Genomic DNA, 15,830 nt, shown 5'->3' on the forward strand with positions numbered 1-15,830 from the left:
AGAGCCCACACATGAGCAAATACAACCGGATCTACAGCGATCTGCTCGCCAGCATCCCCACCGAACGCCTGGAACGCGGCGCCCGCCTGCCCTCGGAAACCGAACTGATGGACAGCTACCAGGCCAGCCGCGGCACTGTACGCAAGGCCATCGAACTGCTTCAGGAACGCGGGTTCGCGCAGAAAGTCCATGGCAAGGGCACCTTCGTGCTCTCCTGCGCTCCCATCGAGTTCCAGCTGGGTGGCATCGTCAGTTTCCAGGAAACCTATCCACGGCTGGGGGATGACGTTCGCACCGAGGTGGTGGAGTTCAGCCAGTTTCCTCTCGAAGGCTCGCTGCGAGCGCACCTGCAGGCAGAAGAAGGCAGCCTGATCACCCGGATCAAGCGGGTACGGCGGATCGACGGCAAGCGGGTGATCCTCGACATCAACCACTTCGTCGCTGAGCTGATTCCGGGGCTGGACCGGCAAATCGCCGAGCACTCGATCTACGCCTATATCGAACAGATCCTGCAGTTGAACATCAGCTACGCCCAACGCACCATCGAGGCCAGCCCGCGCAGCAAGGACGACCAGCAGTTGCTCGACCTGGACGGCCAGAGCCATGTGATCGTGGTCAGCAACCAGACCTTTCTCCAGGATGGCCGGCAGTTCGAGTACACCGAATCACGCCATACCCTGGACAAGTTCTACTTCTCCGACATTGCGCGGCGCTGAGCCGGCGAGCGATCAACCCAGCAGCGCCAGCAGTTCGGCGTTCAACGGCCCGATGCACCGCACCTGCCGGGCGAGATTGACCTGTTGCGCCACCCGAGCCACCTCGGTTACCGGATGTCCGCGCCAGCGACCGCCGTGACCATCCAGCCAGTCGAGGACCTGCGCCAGGTGCCAGCACGAGGGTTGGCCCTGATGAATGGCCAAGGGAAAGCTGTCGTCATGGTTGAGCATCAGCCTTTGCATGTCTTGCCGCGACAGGCCGGCGATCCCGGCGATTTCATCGAGGCCGACGAAATCCGGTCCGGCCTCGACCAGTTGCGCCCCAGGCAGGGCCTGCCGGATCTCGCCCAGGGCGCTGAACAGGGCCTGCTGGGCATTGCTCGCCTCGCGCCGGAACTCCAGCGCCAGGCGCCCGCTGACGCCGCAGCCCAACAAGGCATCGGTACAACCGGCGGCGCCCAGGCGCTCGGCCACCTGCCATGGATCGCAGTCCCGGGCCGGCAAGCGGTAATCGAGGGTGAACAGGTATTCCATATCCTTCACTCCAGGCCTGGCGCCAGGGGCCCGGTTCGGCGCAACTGGTGCAGGGTGCAGTTATCGATCAACCGGCACAGGGCCCGGGCATGCCCGTTCGGGCACTTGGGCCAACGCCAGACCGTGGCGCGGCGAAACTCGCCGCACAGGCACAGCGGCGGCTCCTGGGGGCAGCAGATCATTCCCCAGGCCTGCTCGCCACCGACTTCGATCCGCCAGCCCTGCCACTGGGCGTAGCGCAGGGCCATTTCAATTTCCTGCTCGGGATGTGTTGCACGAGCCATCCGTGGCCTCCAGTATGCTCAGCGATTCAAGGCTTGCGCCCCCGCCCACCTTCCTCGGGACGGATGACAGAGGGGGCCATCGAGGTTACACAGCCGGAGAAGAACAGCCGCCGCCCATGTCTTTCTCGATGTTGCCTGGACGCGAAAAAACCGCCCTTGCCAACCTGCGGCAACACAAATGCCAGCCCGCGCCCCGTCCACGGTGAGCGCCCACAGGAAAACCCACTGATGAATCCGAGGATTCGGCGCTTTACCCGGGACGACTTTGTCCAGTACCGCTCCTGGTACGCAGACCCGGCACTCAACGAACAACTGGGCCCCATGGATGAAGACTGGCTGGCCGCCGTACTCGGGGACAAGGAAGGCATGCAGTACAGCTATTTCGAGAACGAGCGGCTGGTGGCGGTGCTGGGCATCAGCTTCCACCCCGTCGAACGGGCCTGGGTATTCACCGATATCGCCGTCGACCCGGCACTCAAGCGCCGAGGCATAGGCCAACGGGCGCTCAGGGCGGTGATGGCTATCGAACCCAGGGAGCATGGTGATAGCTGGATGGCCTACGTCATGCCCGACAACCTGCCTGCATGCCGGTTCTTTGCCGCCCTGGGCTGGCCGTGCACGGCACCGGGTCCCGACGACGAAATGCTCACCTACCGGCATCGACGCCAGCACTGACCGGCAACCTGCTCAGTCCGGCAGGCCACTCAGGCGCTCCATGCCCTCCTCGGTGACCCGGACCATGGCGCTGAGTACCACGCCATCGTTGCCATCCTGGGCCAGCACGCGCCAACCACCGCAGAGCACGCGAATCTTCGAAGTCCCGGCCTTGGCCAACACCTGGACGTTGAGCACCTGCCCTACCCGCATCGGTTCCGACGGCCCATCGACACGGTAGCCCAATACCTGGGGTGGCTGGATGCGCTGGCGGCCCATGGCGTAACCGCAGTATTCGGCCACGGCACTCAAGCCCTGGGCATCCAGCACTTTCTGGATGGCTGCACCGATGGCGTTGACCGGCGTGCCGGCGCACACCTGGCCAAGCCCCTGCTCCAGGGCCAGCCTGGCGCCTGCCAACAAACGTCGTTGCTCGGCAGTGGCTCCAGCCGTGGCGAAGGTCCAGGACTGCACCCCATACCCCTTGTCCGAAGACACCACGATCTCCACTTTGACCAGGGCGCTGGCCGGCAGTGGTTTATCGGTGGGCGGGCAACTGATCAGCTGGGCGTTGACCGAAACCGGTACCGCCGCCGGATAGCCCTGGAAGCCCACCAGGGCGGGCAACAACTGGCGCTCGTGCATCTGTTGCAAGGCTTGTTCCTGCAGTTCCAGCCCCGATATGCCTTCACGGATCAACGGCTTGAGCGACTGGAGGATCTGCGTCACCTGGACCGCAAGCCGTCTCTCTTCGGCCACGATCTCTATTTCAGGCAACCTGCCTATCCGTTCGAACGCACGACGATTGCCTTCGGCAAGGCGCTCATGACTCGCTAATGCCCCAACAGGCTCCGGCGCGGCATGCCCACTTCCCAGGCCCAAGGCACTGCACAGCTTGTTCAGCCAACTCATATCCATAGCCCTTTTCGTTGCCAGCTTCTGGCCAGGTACTGCGCCGCCATGAAAAAGGCCCCTGATCTTGCAATCAGGGGCCTTTCGGGCGGATCAACCTTGGCTTGGCCGCCTCATGACGCTATCTGTTGCGGCAAGCCGCAGGGGATCATTCCCACTCGATGGTGGCTGGCGGCTTGCTCGACACATCGTAGGTGACGCGGGAGATGCCTTCGATCTCGTTGATGATCCGGCCACTGACGGTCTCCAGCAGCTCGTACGGCAGGTGCGCCCAACGAGCGGTCATGAAGTCCACGGTCTCTACCGCGCGCAGGGCCACGACCCAGGCGTAGCGACGGCCGTCGCCTACCACACCCACCGATTTCACCGGCTGGAACACCACGAACGCCTGGCTGGTCTTGTGGTACCAGTCGGCCTTGCGCAGTTCTTCGATGAAGATGTGATCGGCGCGACGCAGGATGTCGGCGTACTCCTTCTTCACTTCACCGAGGATACGCACGCCCAGGCCCGGGCCCGGGAACGGGTGGCGGTAGACCATGTCGTACGGCAGGCCCAGTTCCAGGCCGATCTTGCGCACTTCGTCCTTGAACAGTTCGCGCAGCGGCTCGACCAGCTTGAGGTTCATTTCCTCCGGCAGGCCACCGACGTTGTGGTGCGACTTGATCACGTGAGCCTTGCCGCTCTTGGCGCCAGCCGACTCGATCACGTCGGGGTAGATGGTGCCCTGGGCCAGGAACTGGATGTTTTCCAGCTTGCTGGCCTCGGCATCGAACACGTCGATGAAGGTGCGGCCGATGATCTTGCGCTTCTTCTCCGGGTCGGCTTCACCGGCCAGGTTGTCGAGGAACTGCTTCTCGGCGTCGGCACGGATCACCTTGACGCCCATGTTCTCCTTGAACATGGCCATCACCTGGTCGCCTTCGTGCAGGCGCAGCAGGCCGTTGTCGACGAATACGCAGGTCAGCTGGTCGCCGATGGCGCGGTGCAGAAGCGCGGCGACCACCGAGGAGTCGACACCGCCGGACAGGCCCAGCAGGACGTTGGCCGAGCCCACTTGCGCCCGAACCTGGGCAACGGCGTCTTCGACGATGTTGGACGGGGTCCACAGGGCTTCGCAGCCGCAGATGTCCTGGACGAAGCGCGACAGGATGCGACCGCCTTGCTTGGTGTGGGTCACTTCCGGGTGGAACTGCACGCCGTAGTAGCCCAGGGCATCGTCGTACATGCCGGCGATCGGGCAGCTCGGGGTGCTGGCCAGCACATGGAAGTTGCCCGGCATCTGGGTGACCTTGTCGCCGTGGCTCATCCACACGTCCAGGCCCAGTACGCCGTCGTCGTCGACGTGGTCTTCGATGCCGTCCAGCAGGCGGCTCTTGCCGACCACGTCAACACGGGCGTAGCCGAACTCGCGCAACTCGGAACCTTCGACCTTGCCGCCCATTTGCTCGGCCATGGTCTGCATGCCGTAGCAGATGCCCAGCAGCGGGACCTTGAGGTCGAACACCGCCTGCGGTGCACGCGGGCTGTTGGCTTCGTGGACCGACTCCGGGCCACCGGCCAGGATGATGCCGCGCGGGTTGAATTCGCGGATCGCTTCATCGTCCATGTCGAACGGGTGCAGTTCGCAGTACACGCCGATTTCGCGTACGCGACGGGCGATCAGCTGGGTGTACTGGGAACCGAAGTCGAGGATCAGGATGCGGTGAGCATGAATGTCGAGGGCCATGGTCAGTCTCGTCTAATTTCAGAAACGACACGGGGCTGAAAAACACAGCCCCGGTTACTAGATTCGTCGATCGCCCGAAGGCGATCACTATCAGCCTACGCGATAGTTGGGTGCTTCCTTGGTGATCTGCACGTCATGGACGTGGGACTCGGCCATGCCGGCACCGGTGATGCGCACGAACTCCGGCTTGGTGCGCATCTCGTCGATGGTCGCACTGCCGGTGTAGCCCATGGACGAACGCAGGCCGCCCATCAGCTGGTGGATGATCGCGGCCAGTGCGCCCTTGTAGGGAACGCGGCCCTCGATACCTTCCGGAACCAGCTTCTCGGCACCGGCCGAGGAGTCCTGGAAGTAGCGGTCCGAAGAGCCTTGCGCCTGTGCCATGGCACCCAGCGAGCCCATGCCGCGGTAGGCCTTGTAGGAACGGCCCTGGAACAGTTCGACTTCGCCTGGCGCCTCTTCGGTACCGGCGAACATCGACCCCATCATCACGCAGGACGCACCGGCGACGATGGCCTTGGACAGGTCGCCGGAGAAACGGATGCCGCCGTCGGCGATCAATGGCACGCCAGTGCCTTCCAGTGCCGCAGCCACGTTGGCGATGGCGCTGATCTGCGGCACGCCGACACCGGCAACGATACGGGTGGTGCAGATCGAGCCCGGGCCGATGCCGACCTTGACCGCGTCGGCGCCGGCTTCGGCCAGGGCCTTGGCGGCGGCGCCGGTGGCGATGTTGCCGCCGATCACCTGCACTTGCGGGTAGTTCTCCTTGACCCAGCGAACGCGATCGATCACGCCCTTGGAGTGGCCATGGGCGGTGTCCACTACCACCACATCGACACCGGCAGCCACCAGGGCCGCAACACGCTCGCCGGTGTCCTTGCCGGTGCCGACGGCGGCGCCGACGCGCAGGCGGCCCTGGTCGTCCTTGCTGGCCAGCGGATAGGCCTTGGCCTTCTCGATGTCGTTGACGGTCATCATGCCCTTGAGGACGAAGGCGTCATCGACGATCAGCACGCGCTCGATGCGGTGCTTGTGCAGCAGCTCGCGGACGGCGGACTTGTCGGCGACGGCCCCTTCCTTGACGGTGACCAGGCGCTCTTTGGGGGTCATCACCTCACGGACGCTGACTTCCAGGCGGCTTTCGAAACGCACGTCGCGGGAAGTCACGATGCCCACCAGGTCGCCGTTGTGCAGCACCGGCACGCCGGAGATGTTGTGGGTCTTGGTCAGGTCGAGCAGGTCGCGCACGGTGGCGTCGGCTTCGATGGTGATGGGGTCCTTGACCACACCGGCCTCGAAACGCTTGACCTTGCGCACTTCGGCAGCTTGCTGCTCGATGGTCATGTTCTTGTGGATGATGCCGATGCCGCCTTCCTGAGCCATGGCGATCGCCAGACGGGCTTCAGTGACGGTGTCCATGGCGGCGGAAACCAGTGGGATATTCAGCTCGATGCCACGGGTCAAACGGGTCTTTAGACTGACTTCGTTAGGCAGTACTTCGGAATAACCGGGCACTAAGAGGATGTCGTCGAAGGTGAGGGCTTCTTGGCTGATACGCAGCATCGCGGGGGCTCCCAGGCGGGAAAATGGAAGCGCGCCATTATACTCAGACCGCCTGCCGGGCTCAATGTAAAACTCGATCTAATATCGTTGGAGTGATGGATGGAGAACGCCTGCCCTGCTGGCCGGAACCAACCCGGCCAACCGGGCGCCCTGGCCAAGAAACTACAACTGGACCTTGACCCAGCTCATCGGTTGGTCCAGCCAGTCGGCGAACTCATCGATGAAGCTCTGCTTGAAGCCCGCTTCGGTCCAGTTGTTGAAGATGAAGCCCAAGTTGGAGAACCCGCACGGCTGGAGGAACAGGAAGCCGTTGATGTCGTCTTCATGGCCGCATTCGGGACAGGTGAAGTTGTCGGTGTGCCCGGGCATCCAGTCTTCCAGGCTTTCGAACAAGGCCTCACCGACTTCCTGGCGACACTCGGCGCAACCGGCCTCCGCGAGGAAGCCCTTGGTCGGGGTATAGATGCAGCGCTTGGTGATGATCTCCAGGCCATTGACCGGTTCGCCGAATGGCAGCGCCTCAGGATGCAGCACCACGTCCCGGGCGCCTGGCGCGATGGCATGTCCCATGCGGTTGCCGGTGCGCCCGCAAGTGGTCAGGGTTTCCTCGACGATATTCTTGCGTACCAGCCAGCGCACGATGGCACGGGCCCGGGGCTCATGCACCGGCAGCGTGGAGATTTTCGGGACGAGGATGCTTTGGGAATTCATGGTCCAGCCTGGAGCGTCGAGGGACAGGGAAAACGCAGCGCCGGCGAACCGACCCCATCACCCAAGTGTAGAAGCCGGTTCGGCGACGAGCAGCGCCGAGGGCCGGCAGCTTAATCCCTGATCCTTGCAGGTCAAGCGCTCAAGTAACGGCCGATCAGGGCAAAGCCACTGGCCAGTACCAGCCAGGTCACCAGGCGCACGAAGGTTTCCCGGGACAGTTTCATCGCCAAGCGCCGGCCAATCCACGACCCCAGCACCATGGCCGGCAACAAGCACAGCGCCAGCAACAGCAACGGCACCTCGGCGTAGACCCCGGCCAGGGCGAACAGGCTCAGGCGTACCACGGTACTGCAGCTGATCAGCGCGCTCTGGGTCGCCCGGGCCGGGTCCTTGGGCAACCGGCTGTTCAGGTAGATCGCATACAGAAAGCCGCCACTGCCGAACAAGGCGCCGAACAGGCCGCCCACGATGCCCACGGGCACCGACCAACCGGCCGCCATCTGCGCCGGACGGACCTTCACCCAGAGGCTGTAGATGGCATAGGCACAAATGAACATCCCCATCAGCAGCAGCAACACATCGGACTTGAGGTTGAGCAGGAAGACCACTCCCAAGGTACAGCCCACCGCCATGCAGGGCAGCAAGCGCAGCAATTCGTGCTTGGCCACGTCCTTGCGCGATGGCAGGAGGTTGCCGAAGGCGGCGATGAAATCCAGCAGCACCAACAACGGCACGATCTTCGACAGGGGCATGAACAGGATCAGGATCGGCCCGGCCACCAGGGCCGTGCCGAAACCGGCGATGCCGAACACTATGTAGGCCAGGGCAATGCCCAAGCCGATCGCCAGCCAGGCACCCGGCCCGAACGCCCACTGGTTCAATCCTTCAACGAACAGACTCATTACCGCCACTTCCTAGACCTTTATCCCAGGACTTTAGCCAGGGGCGAGTCTTGCGACTAATATCGTCGCAGCCACCCACTCATCGCAAAAAGGCATGACTTGTGATTTCAACCCGTCAACTGCGCTACTTCGTGGAAATCGCCGAATGCGGCAGCTTCAGCGCTGCGGCTGAACGTCTGTTCGTCGCCCAGTCGGCCCTGAGCCGGCAGATCAAGGAACTGGAAAGCCTGCTGCAAACCCCGCTGTTCGAGCGCACCGCTCGCCTGCCACGCTTGACCGCCGCCGGCGAGGCGTTCTTCCCCAAGGCCCGCAACCTGCTGACCGAACTGCACAAGGCCGGCGAACTGGCGACCCAGGTCGGCCAGGGGCAACTGGGGACCCTGCGCCTGAGCCACTCCAGCACCGTGCCCATGAGCGGGCGCCTGCTACGGGGGATCAGCCACTATCTGCAGCAATGCCCCGGAGCCTCGATGGACATCGTCAAGCTGTCCTCCGAAGCGCAGTTGGAGGAACTGGCCGAGGGCCGCCTGGACGTCGGCCTGTTGCGCCTGCCAGTGTTGCGCCAGCGCGAAGGCGTACAGGTCATACCGCTGTTCAGCGAACCCTTGCTGGTGGCGCTGCCACCGACACATCCCCTGGCCCTCGACCCACCGACCAAGGGGATCGACCTGGCGCAACTGCGCGACGAAGCCTTTATCTCCATTCCCCATCCCCAGCGTGGTGGCTTGAGCTACCTCTCGGCCGAGTTGTGCATGCGCCAGGGCTTCTTTCCCAAGGCGGCGCGGGTGATGTCGCGCAAGACCACCCAATTACAGTTGATCCAGGCCGGCTTCGGCATCGCCCTGTTGCCCGAGTCGATGCAGGACATAGCCCCGGCCAACATCCATTTCCTGCCCTTGGTCGATAGCGATTGCCAGAGTGTCATCGCCCTCGCCTGCCGCCAGGAACCCACGCCGCTGGTGGCGCAGTTCGTCGAGCATTTTCGCGACTGTCTATAAGCAATTTGCCTTGGCCCATTGGGAAACAGCCCTTTAAACTGCGCCCCATGATTAAAGATCCCTTTGCACGACTCGGACTGGACCGCGAAGTCCTCACCGTCACCCAGCTCAACGGCCGCGCCCGGGTGCTGCTCGAGGACGTGTTCAGCAATATCTGGGTCGAGGGCGAGATCTCCAACCTCGCCCGTCCGGCTTCCGGCCACGTGTACTTCACCCTCAAGGACAGCGGCGCCCAGGTGCGCTGCGCACTGTTCCGGCAGAATGCCGCGCGGGTGCGCCAGGCGCTCAAGGACGGCCTGGCGGTCAAGGTCCGGGGCAAGGTCTCGCTGTTCGAAGGACGCGGCGACTACCAGCTGATTCTCGACACCGTGGAACCGGCCGGCGACGGTGCCCTGCGCCTGGCCTTCGAGGCCTTGAAGGACAAGCTCAGCGCCGAAGGCCTGTTCAGCGCCGAGCGCAAGCGGCCGCTACCGGCCCACCCCCAGCGCATCGGCATCATCAGTTCGCCTACGGGGGCGGTGATTCGCGACATCATCAGTGTCTTCCGGCGCCGCGCGCCTCAAGTCGCGCTGACCTTGATCCCTACCGCAGTGCAAGGCCGCGAAGCCACGGCGCAGATCGTCCGGGCCCTGCAACTGGCCGATGCCCGGGGCTTCGACGCTTTGATCCTGGCCCGCGGCGGCGGCTCCCTGGAAGACCTCTGGTGCTTCAACGAGGAGCCGGTGGCTCGGGCCGTAGCGAACTGCGTGACACCGATCGTCAGCGCCGTCGGACATGAAACCGACGTATCCATCAGCGATTTCGTGGCCGACGTCCGCGCGCCCACGCCCTCTGCCGCCGCCGAATTGCTGGCCCCGGACGCCAGCGACCTGCAACGGCGGGTCGACAGCCTGCACCGCCGCCTGGTCATGCGCATGCGCGACCGCTTGCTGCGCGAGCGCCTGCGCCTGGATGGCCTGGCCCGGCGCCTGCGCCATCCGGGCGAGCGTCTGCGCCAGCAGGCACAGCGCCTGGACGACCTGGACATGCGCCTGCGCCGGGCTTTCGAGCGTAACCTGAATACCCGCCGCGAACGCCTGATCCGCCTGGAGACCCGCCTCGGCGCCCAGCATCCGGGACGCAATCTGGCGCTGTTGCGCCAACGCCTGGACAGCCTTGCCGAACGCCTGCCCCGAGCCATGCGCGAAGGCCTGAAGGCCCGGCGCCTGCAACTGCAAAGCCAGATGCAGACCCTGCACGTGGTCAGCCCCCTGGCGACCCTGGGCCGGGGCTACAGCATTCTCCTCGACGAACGCGGCCAGGCCATCCGCACCGCCGCGCAAACCCGCAACGGCCAGCGCCTCACCGCGCGCCTGGGCGAAGGCGAACTGCAAGTGCGGGTCGAGGACAACCACCTGACGCCTGTCACCCTTTCCCTACTGGACTGATCCATGCCGCGTTTGCTCTGTTCCCTGCTATTGCTGTGCCTGGCCTGCAATGCCCAGGCCGATAGCTATATCACCCGCCTGTTGAACAAACCCGTGCCCGGCGGGGTGGCGGTGATCGACCTGGGTCAAGCCACCCAGGCGCCCAAGGCCAGCTACCAGGGCAAGCCGGTGCTGGTGGTCAAGGAACAGGCCAACTGGCTGGCGATTGTCGGCATCCCGCTGACGGTCAAGCCCGGGGCCCAGCAACTGACTAGCGCCAACCGCAACCTGGGTTTCGTGGTCGGCAGCAAGAAGTATCCGGAGCAGCACATCACCCTGAAGAACCAGCGCCAGGTGAATCCCAACCCCGCGGACCTCAAGCGCATCGATGCCGAGTTGGCCGAACAACTGCGCGCCTACCGCAGCTTCAGCGCCACTACCCCGAGCAACCTGTTGCTGGACAAGCCGGTGAACGGGCCGCTGTCGAGCAAGTTCGGCGTGCGTCGGTTCTTCAACGGCGAGGAACGCAATCCGCATTCGGGCCTGGACTTCGCGGTGCCGGCAGGCACGCCGATCAAGACCCCGGCAGCGGGCAAGGTGATTCTCACCGGCAACTACTTCTTCAATGGCAACACGGTGTTCGTCGACCATGGCCAGGGTTTCATCAGCATGTTCTGCCATATGTCGAAGATCGACGTGAAGGTCGGCCAATCCCTGGCCCGCGGCGCTGTAGTGGGCAAAGTGGGTTCCACCGGCCGGGCCACCGGACCGCACATGCACTGGAACGTCAGCCTGAACGACGCACGGGTAGATCCGGCGATCTTCATCGGCGCCTTCCAACCCTGATCGGCCCTCGCCGGGCCGGTTGCCGCCGGTCTTATCAAGACAAAGGTGCTTGACCCGGGGATTGCGCAGCTCGCGCGGACTGCGCAATCCATACAAAACAAAAAACCATCGAACAGAATAAAATCTCGTCATTTTTTAAAATTCGAGTATTCCTCTCAATTTTTTTTAGTTGCTTGCCATCTCTGACCCCAATAGTTAGGGTTGAGCACATGAAAACCTCTCATACCCTCATTCAGCGTCGTCAACACCGGAGCCTCTGCCTCGTCAGCGCACGACTGCCAGGCTGAACCGCGGTGCCTCATCCCCCTGCGTCAACAATTCATTCTTGACTCACCGGCAGGCCGCCCCTTTTCGGCCCGGACCATAAGGATTTCGCCATGACCATGCTCAAAGATCCGTCCTCCAAGTACCGTGCGTTCCCGACCATCAACTTGCCGGATCGCACCTGGCCATCGAAGGCCATCACCAGCGCGCCGATCTGGTGCAGCTCAGACTTGCGCGATGGCAACCAGTCGCTGATCGAACCGATGGACGCGGTCAAGAAACTGCGTTTCTGGAAGACCCTGGTGGCGGTCGGCGTGAAGGAAATCGAGGCTTCGTTCCCGGCGGCTTCGCAAACCGACTTCGACTTCGTGCGCACCCTGATCGAGGACGGTCACATCCCTGAAGACACCACCATCCAGGTGCTGACCCAGGCCCGTGAAGACTTGATCGCCCGCACCTTCGAGTCCTTGCGCGGGGCGAAGAAGGCCATCGTCCACCTCTACAACGCCACCAGCCCTTCTTTCCGCCGCATCGTCTTCAACCAGGACAAGGCCGGGGTGAAGGACATCGCGGTGAATGCGGCCAAGCTGTTCGTCAAGTACGCCGCCCAGCAACCGGAAACCCAGTGGCAGTTCGAATACTCGCCGGAAACCTTCAGCGCCACCGAGCTGGAGTTCGCCAAGGAAGTCTGCGACGCCGTGGTGGAAGTGTGGAACGCAACTCCAACTCATAAGGTGATCCTCAACCTGCCAGCCACTGTCGAAGTAGCGACGCCGAACGTCTATGCCGACCAGATCGAGTGGTTCTGCCGCAACATCAACCGTCGTGACAGCGTGATCATCAGCCTGCACACCCACAACGACCGTGGTACCGGCGTAGCGGCCACCGAACTGGGCCTGATGGCCGGCGCCGACCGTGTCGAAGGCTGCCTGTTCGGCAACGGCGAGCGCACCGGCAACGTCGACCTGGTGACCGTGGCCCTGAACCTCTACACCCAGGGGATCGACCCCGAGCTGGACTTTTCCGACATCGACGGTGTGCGCAAGGTCGTGGAAGAGTGCAACCAGATTCCCGTGCACCCGCGTCACCCCTATGTGGGCGACCTGGTCCACACCGCCTTTTCCGGCTCCCACCAGGATGCAATCCGCAAGGGCTTCGCCCAGCAGCAGGCCGATGGCGTCTGGGAAGTACCCTACCTGCCGATCGACCCGGCCGACATCGGCCGCAGCTATGAAGCGGTGATCCGCGTCAACAGCCAGTCGGGCAAGGGCGGCATCGCCTACCTGCTGGAACAGGAATACGGCATCAGCTTGCCGCGCCGCATGCAGATCGAGTTCAGCCAGGTGGTACAGCGGGAAACCGACCGCCTCGGCCTGGAGATGACCGCCCAGCAGATCCACGCGTTGCTGCACAGCGAGTACTTGCAGGCCAACACCCCGTACGCGCTGGTCAGCCATCGCCTGCAGGAAGAGAACGGCCACAGCTCGGTGGAAGTGGAAGTCGCGAGCAAGGGCCAGGGCGAAACCAACCTGCACTGGCGCGGCAAGGGCAACGGCGCCCTGGAAGCGCTGGTGGCCGGCCTGCCGGTCCCGGTGGAAATCATGGACTACAACGAACACGCCATCGGCGCGGGCACCAACGCCAAGGCGGCGGCCTACATCGAGCTGCGGGTCAACGGTGAACGTGCGGTGCACGGCGTGGGCATCGACGAGAACATCACCACCGCCAGCTTCAAGGCCTTGTTCAGCGCCCTGAACCGCGCCCTCAGCGAACGTCAGGCCCAGGCCGCCTGACCCGACACGCGCCAGGTAAAAGGCCCCGGGGAGTCGCGCTCCCCGGGGCCTTTTTGTCTCTGGGCGGCAAAGCCGATGCTTGCCGCCAGTCAGTCAGGCATGCACGTCGACGCTGAACATGGCCTGCAGCAACGCCGCCTGCAGGACCTGCAAGGTACTGCTGGTCTGGGCGATCTGGGCCTGAAGCTCCATGACCTGTTGGGCCTTCTGCTCATCGCTGGCCTGGCGCTTCTCGGTACTGGCCAGCTGCGCCTGCTGTTGCTCGAGGATCTTCTGGGTCTGCTCGATCTGTTTTTGCAGTTGCTTGACCGGATCGCCTCCGCCCTTCACCGCATCGATACCGGCGTCGGCGGAATTGACCCGCAGCGCCTTATCCTCGTCCTGCTCGATCCTGGCGGCTGGCGCCAGCGAGCGGGCCGTAGGCTCTTCAGCCCCGCTGAGGCGGACTTTCGGCGCGGCCGGGGGATAAGGATTGATGGTATTGGCGTTGATGCTGGTCATGAATGATTCCTCCTGGATTCATGCCCTATCGGCCCTCGATCCCAAAGCTTGATAGGCCGCTGCGAGCCTAGGTGAACCTGAAGCTGTCGGCATCGAGGTTGGCCGGGAACCGGGCACGGTAGGCGGCCAGGTCCGCGGCCTTGAGGCAGACCTGGAATACCCCGTCCGCCTCCCCGGCGCTGAGCAGGCTCTCCCCCTGGAAATCCAGCACCTGGCTATCGCCGGTGTAGGCAAAGCCCTTGCCATCGGTGCCCACGCGGTTCACCGCGGCGACATAACACAGGTTCTCGATAGCACGCGCCGGCAACAGCCGGTTCCAATGCAGGCGCCGCGCTCCCGGCCAGTTGGCGGTGTACAACAGCAGGTCGGTGTCCTGGGCATCGCGGCTCCAGACCGGGAAACGCAGGTCGTAGCAGATCAACGGGCGAATGCGCCAGCCCTTGAGCTCGAACTGCACCTGGCGCTCGCCAGGAGTGAAATGATCGTGCTCGCCAGCCATGCGGAACAGGTGACGCTTGTCGTAGTGCCAGACTTCACCATCAGGGCGTGCCCAAAGCAGGCGATTGCGGTGGCTGCCATCGGCCGCCTGGATAATCACACTGCCAGTGATCACCGCATCGAGCTTCTTCGCCTGGCAACGCAGCCACTTGCTGGTCGGACCGTTCTCCGCTTCCGCTAGGGTCTGGGATTCCATGGAAAAGCCGGTAGTGAACATCTCCGGAAGAATCACCAGGTCGGCGCCACGGGCCTGTTCCAGCAAAGGCTCGAAATGTTCCAGGTTGGCCTGACGATCATGCCAGGCCAGGGTCGTCTGGACCAAAGCCAGGTTCAGATCGGGTAGTGCACTCAGATCACGCATAGTTTCTCCGCTGCCTGACGCAGCGTCTCCTCGCGCTTGGCAAAACACAGACGCACCAGACGCTGCCCCTGGGGCGGCTGCTGATAAAACACCGACACCGGAATGGCCGCGACCCCATGTTCACGGGTCATCCAGGTCGCCATCTCGACATCGTCCAGGTCTGGGCGAATCTGCGAATAATCCACCAGTTGAAAGTAGGTGCCGGTCACCCGGGTGAAACAAAAGCGTGAAGCGCTCAACAGATCACAGAACAGATCACGCTTGGCCTGGTAGAAAGCAGGCAACTGCTCGACGTGTTCCGGGTGCTCGGCCATGAAGTCGGCGAGAGCGTACTGCAAAGGCGTCACCCCGCAGAAGCTGACATATTGATGCACCTTGCGCAGCTCGGCGCTCAAGGCCGGCGGCGCCACCACGTAACCGGTCTTCCAGCCGGTAACGTGGTAGGTCTTGCCGAAGGAGCTGACCACGAAGGCCCGCTGGTACAACTCCTCATGGGCCAGGACGCTGGCATGGGGCACGCCATCGAACACCAGGTGCTCATAGACCTCGTCGCTGACCAGGTAGATGTCGCGATCACGGATCAGCTCGGCCAACCGGTCCAGCTCGGCGCGACTGATCAGGGCGCCACTGGGGTTGTGCGGGCTATTGATGATGATCATCCGCGTGCGCGGGCCCAGCGCCTCCTCGAGCTGCTGCCAGTCGATGGCGAAGTCGCCCTGGCTCAGTTGTACGTGCACGCAGCGACCGCCGGCCAGCTCCACCGAGGGTTCGTAGCTGTCGTAGCTGGGGTCGAAGACGATGACTTCATCTCCCTGGCGGATCAGCGCGTGGATGGCGCAGAAGATCGCCTGGGTCGCCCCCGGAGTGATGGTCACTTCAGCGTCAGGGTCGACCTTGGCGCCATAGCTGCGGGCGATCTTGGCCGCCACCTGCTGGCGCAGCGCCGGCAGGCCGGCCATCGGTGCATACTGGTTATGGCCACTGGCGACATGCCGGCCGACCGCGTCGCGCAGTGCTTGCGGGCCGTCGAAATCCGGGAATCCCTGGGACAGGTTGAGCGCTCCGGTCTGGGCCGCGAGCTGGGACATTTGCGTGAAGATGGTGGTGCCGATATTCGGCAGCTTGCTGGTGATCATGCGGGTTCCCTGCTGAACACCC

General features: G+C 63.7%; 16 protein-coding genes. 6 read left to right on the forward strand and 10 right to left on the reverse strand.

What is annotated here, in order from left to right; all coding sequences use genetic code 11:
* Nucleotides 1-11 precede the first annotated feature (11 nt).
* On the forward strand, nt 12-716 hold the full coding sequence (treR, locus tag ACK6AU_RS22085) for a trehalose operon repressor (protein WP_409301398.1): 705 nt from the start codon (nt 12-14) through the stop codon (nt 714-716).
* Between the two features lie 12 nt (nt 717-728).
* Here treR and ACK6AU_RS22090 read toward each other — a convergent pair whose 3' ends face one another.
* Both ACK6AU_RS22090 and ACK6AU_RS22095 read right to left on the reverse strand, forming a co-directional pair.
* Nucleotides 729-1,250 carry a DNA-binding protein gene (locus ACK6AU_RS22090; protein WP_409301373.1) on the reverse strand — a complete coding sequence of 174 codons (522 nt, stop codon included), beginning with the start codon at nt 1,248-1,250 and terminating at the stop codon, nt 729-731.
* Nucleotides 1,251-1,255: 5 nt separating this feature from the next.
* Complete coding sequence (locus ACK6AU_RS22095) at nt 1,256-1,534, reverse strand: hypothetical protein (protein WP_185698551.1); 279 nt, start codon at nt 1,532-1,534, stop codon at nt 1,256-1,258.
* A gap of 228 nt (nt 1,535-1,762) precedes the next feature.
* Here ACK6AU_RS22095 and ACK6AU_RS22100 point away from each other — a divergent pair, with 228 nt between their 5' ends.
* Nucleotides 1,763-2,209 (forward strand): GNAT family N-acetyltransferase, encoded by a 447-nt coding sequence (locus tag ACK6AU_RS22100; protein ID WP_185698552.1) that lies wholly within the window; start codon nt 1,763-1,765, stop codon nt 2,207-2,209.
* Nucleotides 2,210-2,221: 12 nt separating this feature from the next.
* Here the strand turns inward: ACK6AU_RS22100 and ACK6AU_RS22105 are convergent, their stop codons facing one another.
* The 5 genes from ACK6AU_RS22105 to ACK6AU_RS22125 all read right to left on the reverse strand — a co-directional run bounded on the left by ACK6AU_RS22105 (nt 2,222) and on the right by ACK6AU_RS22125 (nt 8,005).
* The gene (locus tag ACK6AU_RS22105; protein WP_409301376.1) at nt 2,222-2,965 is read right to left on the reverse strand and encodes a M24 family metallopeptidase; all 744 of its coding nucleotides are present in this window, start codon (nt 2,963-2,965) and stop codon (nt 2,222-2,224) included.
* 283 nt (nt 2,966-3,248) lie between these two features.
* A complete protein-coding gene (gene guaA, locus ACK6AU_RS22110; RefSeq protein ID WP_185698554.1) occupies nt 3,249-4,826 on the reverse strand; it encodes a glutamine-hydrolyzing GMP synthase in 1,578 nt (525 codons plus the stop codon).
* A 90-nt stretch (nt 4,827-4,916) separates the two neighbouring features.
* A complete protein-coding gene (gene guaB, locus ACK6AU_RS22115; RefSeq protein WP_185698555.1) occupies nt 4,917-6,392 on the reverse strand; it encodes an IMP dehydrogenase in 1,476 nt (491 codons plus the stop codon).
* A gap of 162 nt (nt 6,393-6,554) precedes the next feature.
* Nucleotides 6,555-7,103 carry a sugar ABC transporter ATPase gene (locus ACK6AU_RS22120; RefSeq protein ID WP_185698556.1) on the reverse strand — a complete coding sequence of 183 codons (549 nt, stop codon included), beginning with the start codon at nt 7,101-7,103 and terminating at the stop codon, nt 6,555-6,557.
* Between the two features lie 131 nt (nt 7,104-7,234).
* Nucleotides 7,235-8,005: a sulfite exporter TauE/SafE family protein gene (locus ACK6AU_RS22125; RefSeq protein ID WP_185698557.1), complete on the reverse strand. Its 771-nt coding sequence runs from the start codon at nt 8,003-8,005 to the stop codon at nt 7,235-7,237.
* A 101-nt stretch (nt 8,006-8,106) separates the two neighbouring features.
* Here ACK6AU_RS22125 and ACK6AU_RS22130 point away from each other — a divergent pair, with 101 nt between their 5' ends.
* From ACK6AU_RS22130 to leuA, 4 genes are all read left to right on the forward strand, one after another.
* Entirely contained in the window at nt 8,107-9,003 is an 897-nt protein-coding gene (locus ACK6AU_RS22130) for a LysR family transcriptional regulator (protein WP_185698558.1), read from the forward strand.
* Nucleotides 9,004-9,050: 47 nt separating this feature from the next.
* On the forward strand, nt 9,051-10,430 hold the full coding sequence (xseA, locus tag ACK6AU_RS22135) for an exodeoxyribonuclease VII large subunit (protein WP_409301380.1): 1,380 nt from the start codon (nt 9,051-9,053) through the stop codon (nt 10,428-10,430).
* Between the two features lie 3 nt (nt 10,431-10,433).
* Nucleotides 10,434-11,255, forward strand: a complete 822-nt coding sequence (locus ACK6AU_RS22140; protein ID WP_185698560.1) for a M23 family metallopeptidase — start codon at nt 10,434-10,436, stop codon at nt 11,253-11,255.
* A 377-nt stretch (nt 11,256-11,632) separates the two neighbouring features.
* Nucleotides 11,633-13,312 carry a 2-isopropylmalate synthase gene (gene leuA, locus ACK6AU_RS22145; protein WP_185698561.1) on the forward strand — a complete coding sequence of 560 codons (1,680 nt, stop codon included), beginning with the start codon at nt 11,633-11,635 and terminating at the stop codon, nt 13,310-13,312.
* A gap of 93 nt (nt 13,313-13,405) precedes the next feature.
* On the opposite strand, the gene ACK6AU_RS22150 is transcribed toward leuA, so the two are convergent.
* The 3 genes from ACK6AU_RS22150 to ACK6AU_RS22160 all read right to left on the reverse strand — a co-directional run bounded on the left by ACK6AU_RS22150 (nt 13,406) and on the right by ACK6AU_RS22160 (nt 15,808).
* The gene (locus tag ACK6AU_RS22150) at nt 13,406-13,813 is read right to left on the reverse strand and encodes a hypothetical protein (RefSeq protein ID WP_409301382.1); all 408 of its coding nucleotides are present in this window, start codon (nt 13,811-13,813) and stop codon (nt 13,406-13,408) included.
* A gap of 67 nt (nt 13,814-13,880) precedes the next feature.
* Nucleotides 13,881-14,672: an amidohydrolase gene (locus ACK6AU_RS22155; protein WP_185698563.1), complete on the reverse strand. Its 792-nt coding sequence runs from the start codon at nt 14,670-14,672 to the stop codon at nt 13,881-13,883.
* Nucleotides 14,660-15,808, reverse strand: coding sequence for a pyridoxal phosphate-dependent aminotransferase (locus tag ACK6AU_RS22160; RefSeq protein WP_185698564.1), 1,149 nt, complete (start codon nt 15,806-15,808; stop codon nt 14,660-14,662). The genes ACK6AU_RS22155 and ACK6AU_RS22160 overlap by 13 nt, the downstream gene beginning before the upstream one ends.
* Nucleotides 15,809-15,830: the final 22 nt, after the last annotated feature.

This window comes from Pseudomonas sp. KCJK8993 (assembly GCF_046230915.1).
Lineage (GTDB): Bacteria > Pseudomonadota > Gammaproteobacteria > Pseudomonadales > Pseudomonadaceae > Aquipseudomonas > Aquipseudomonas piscis.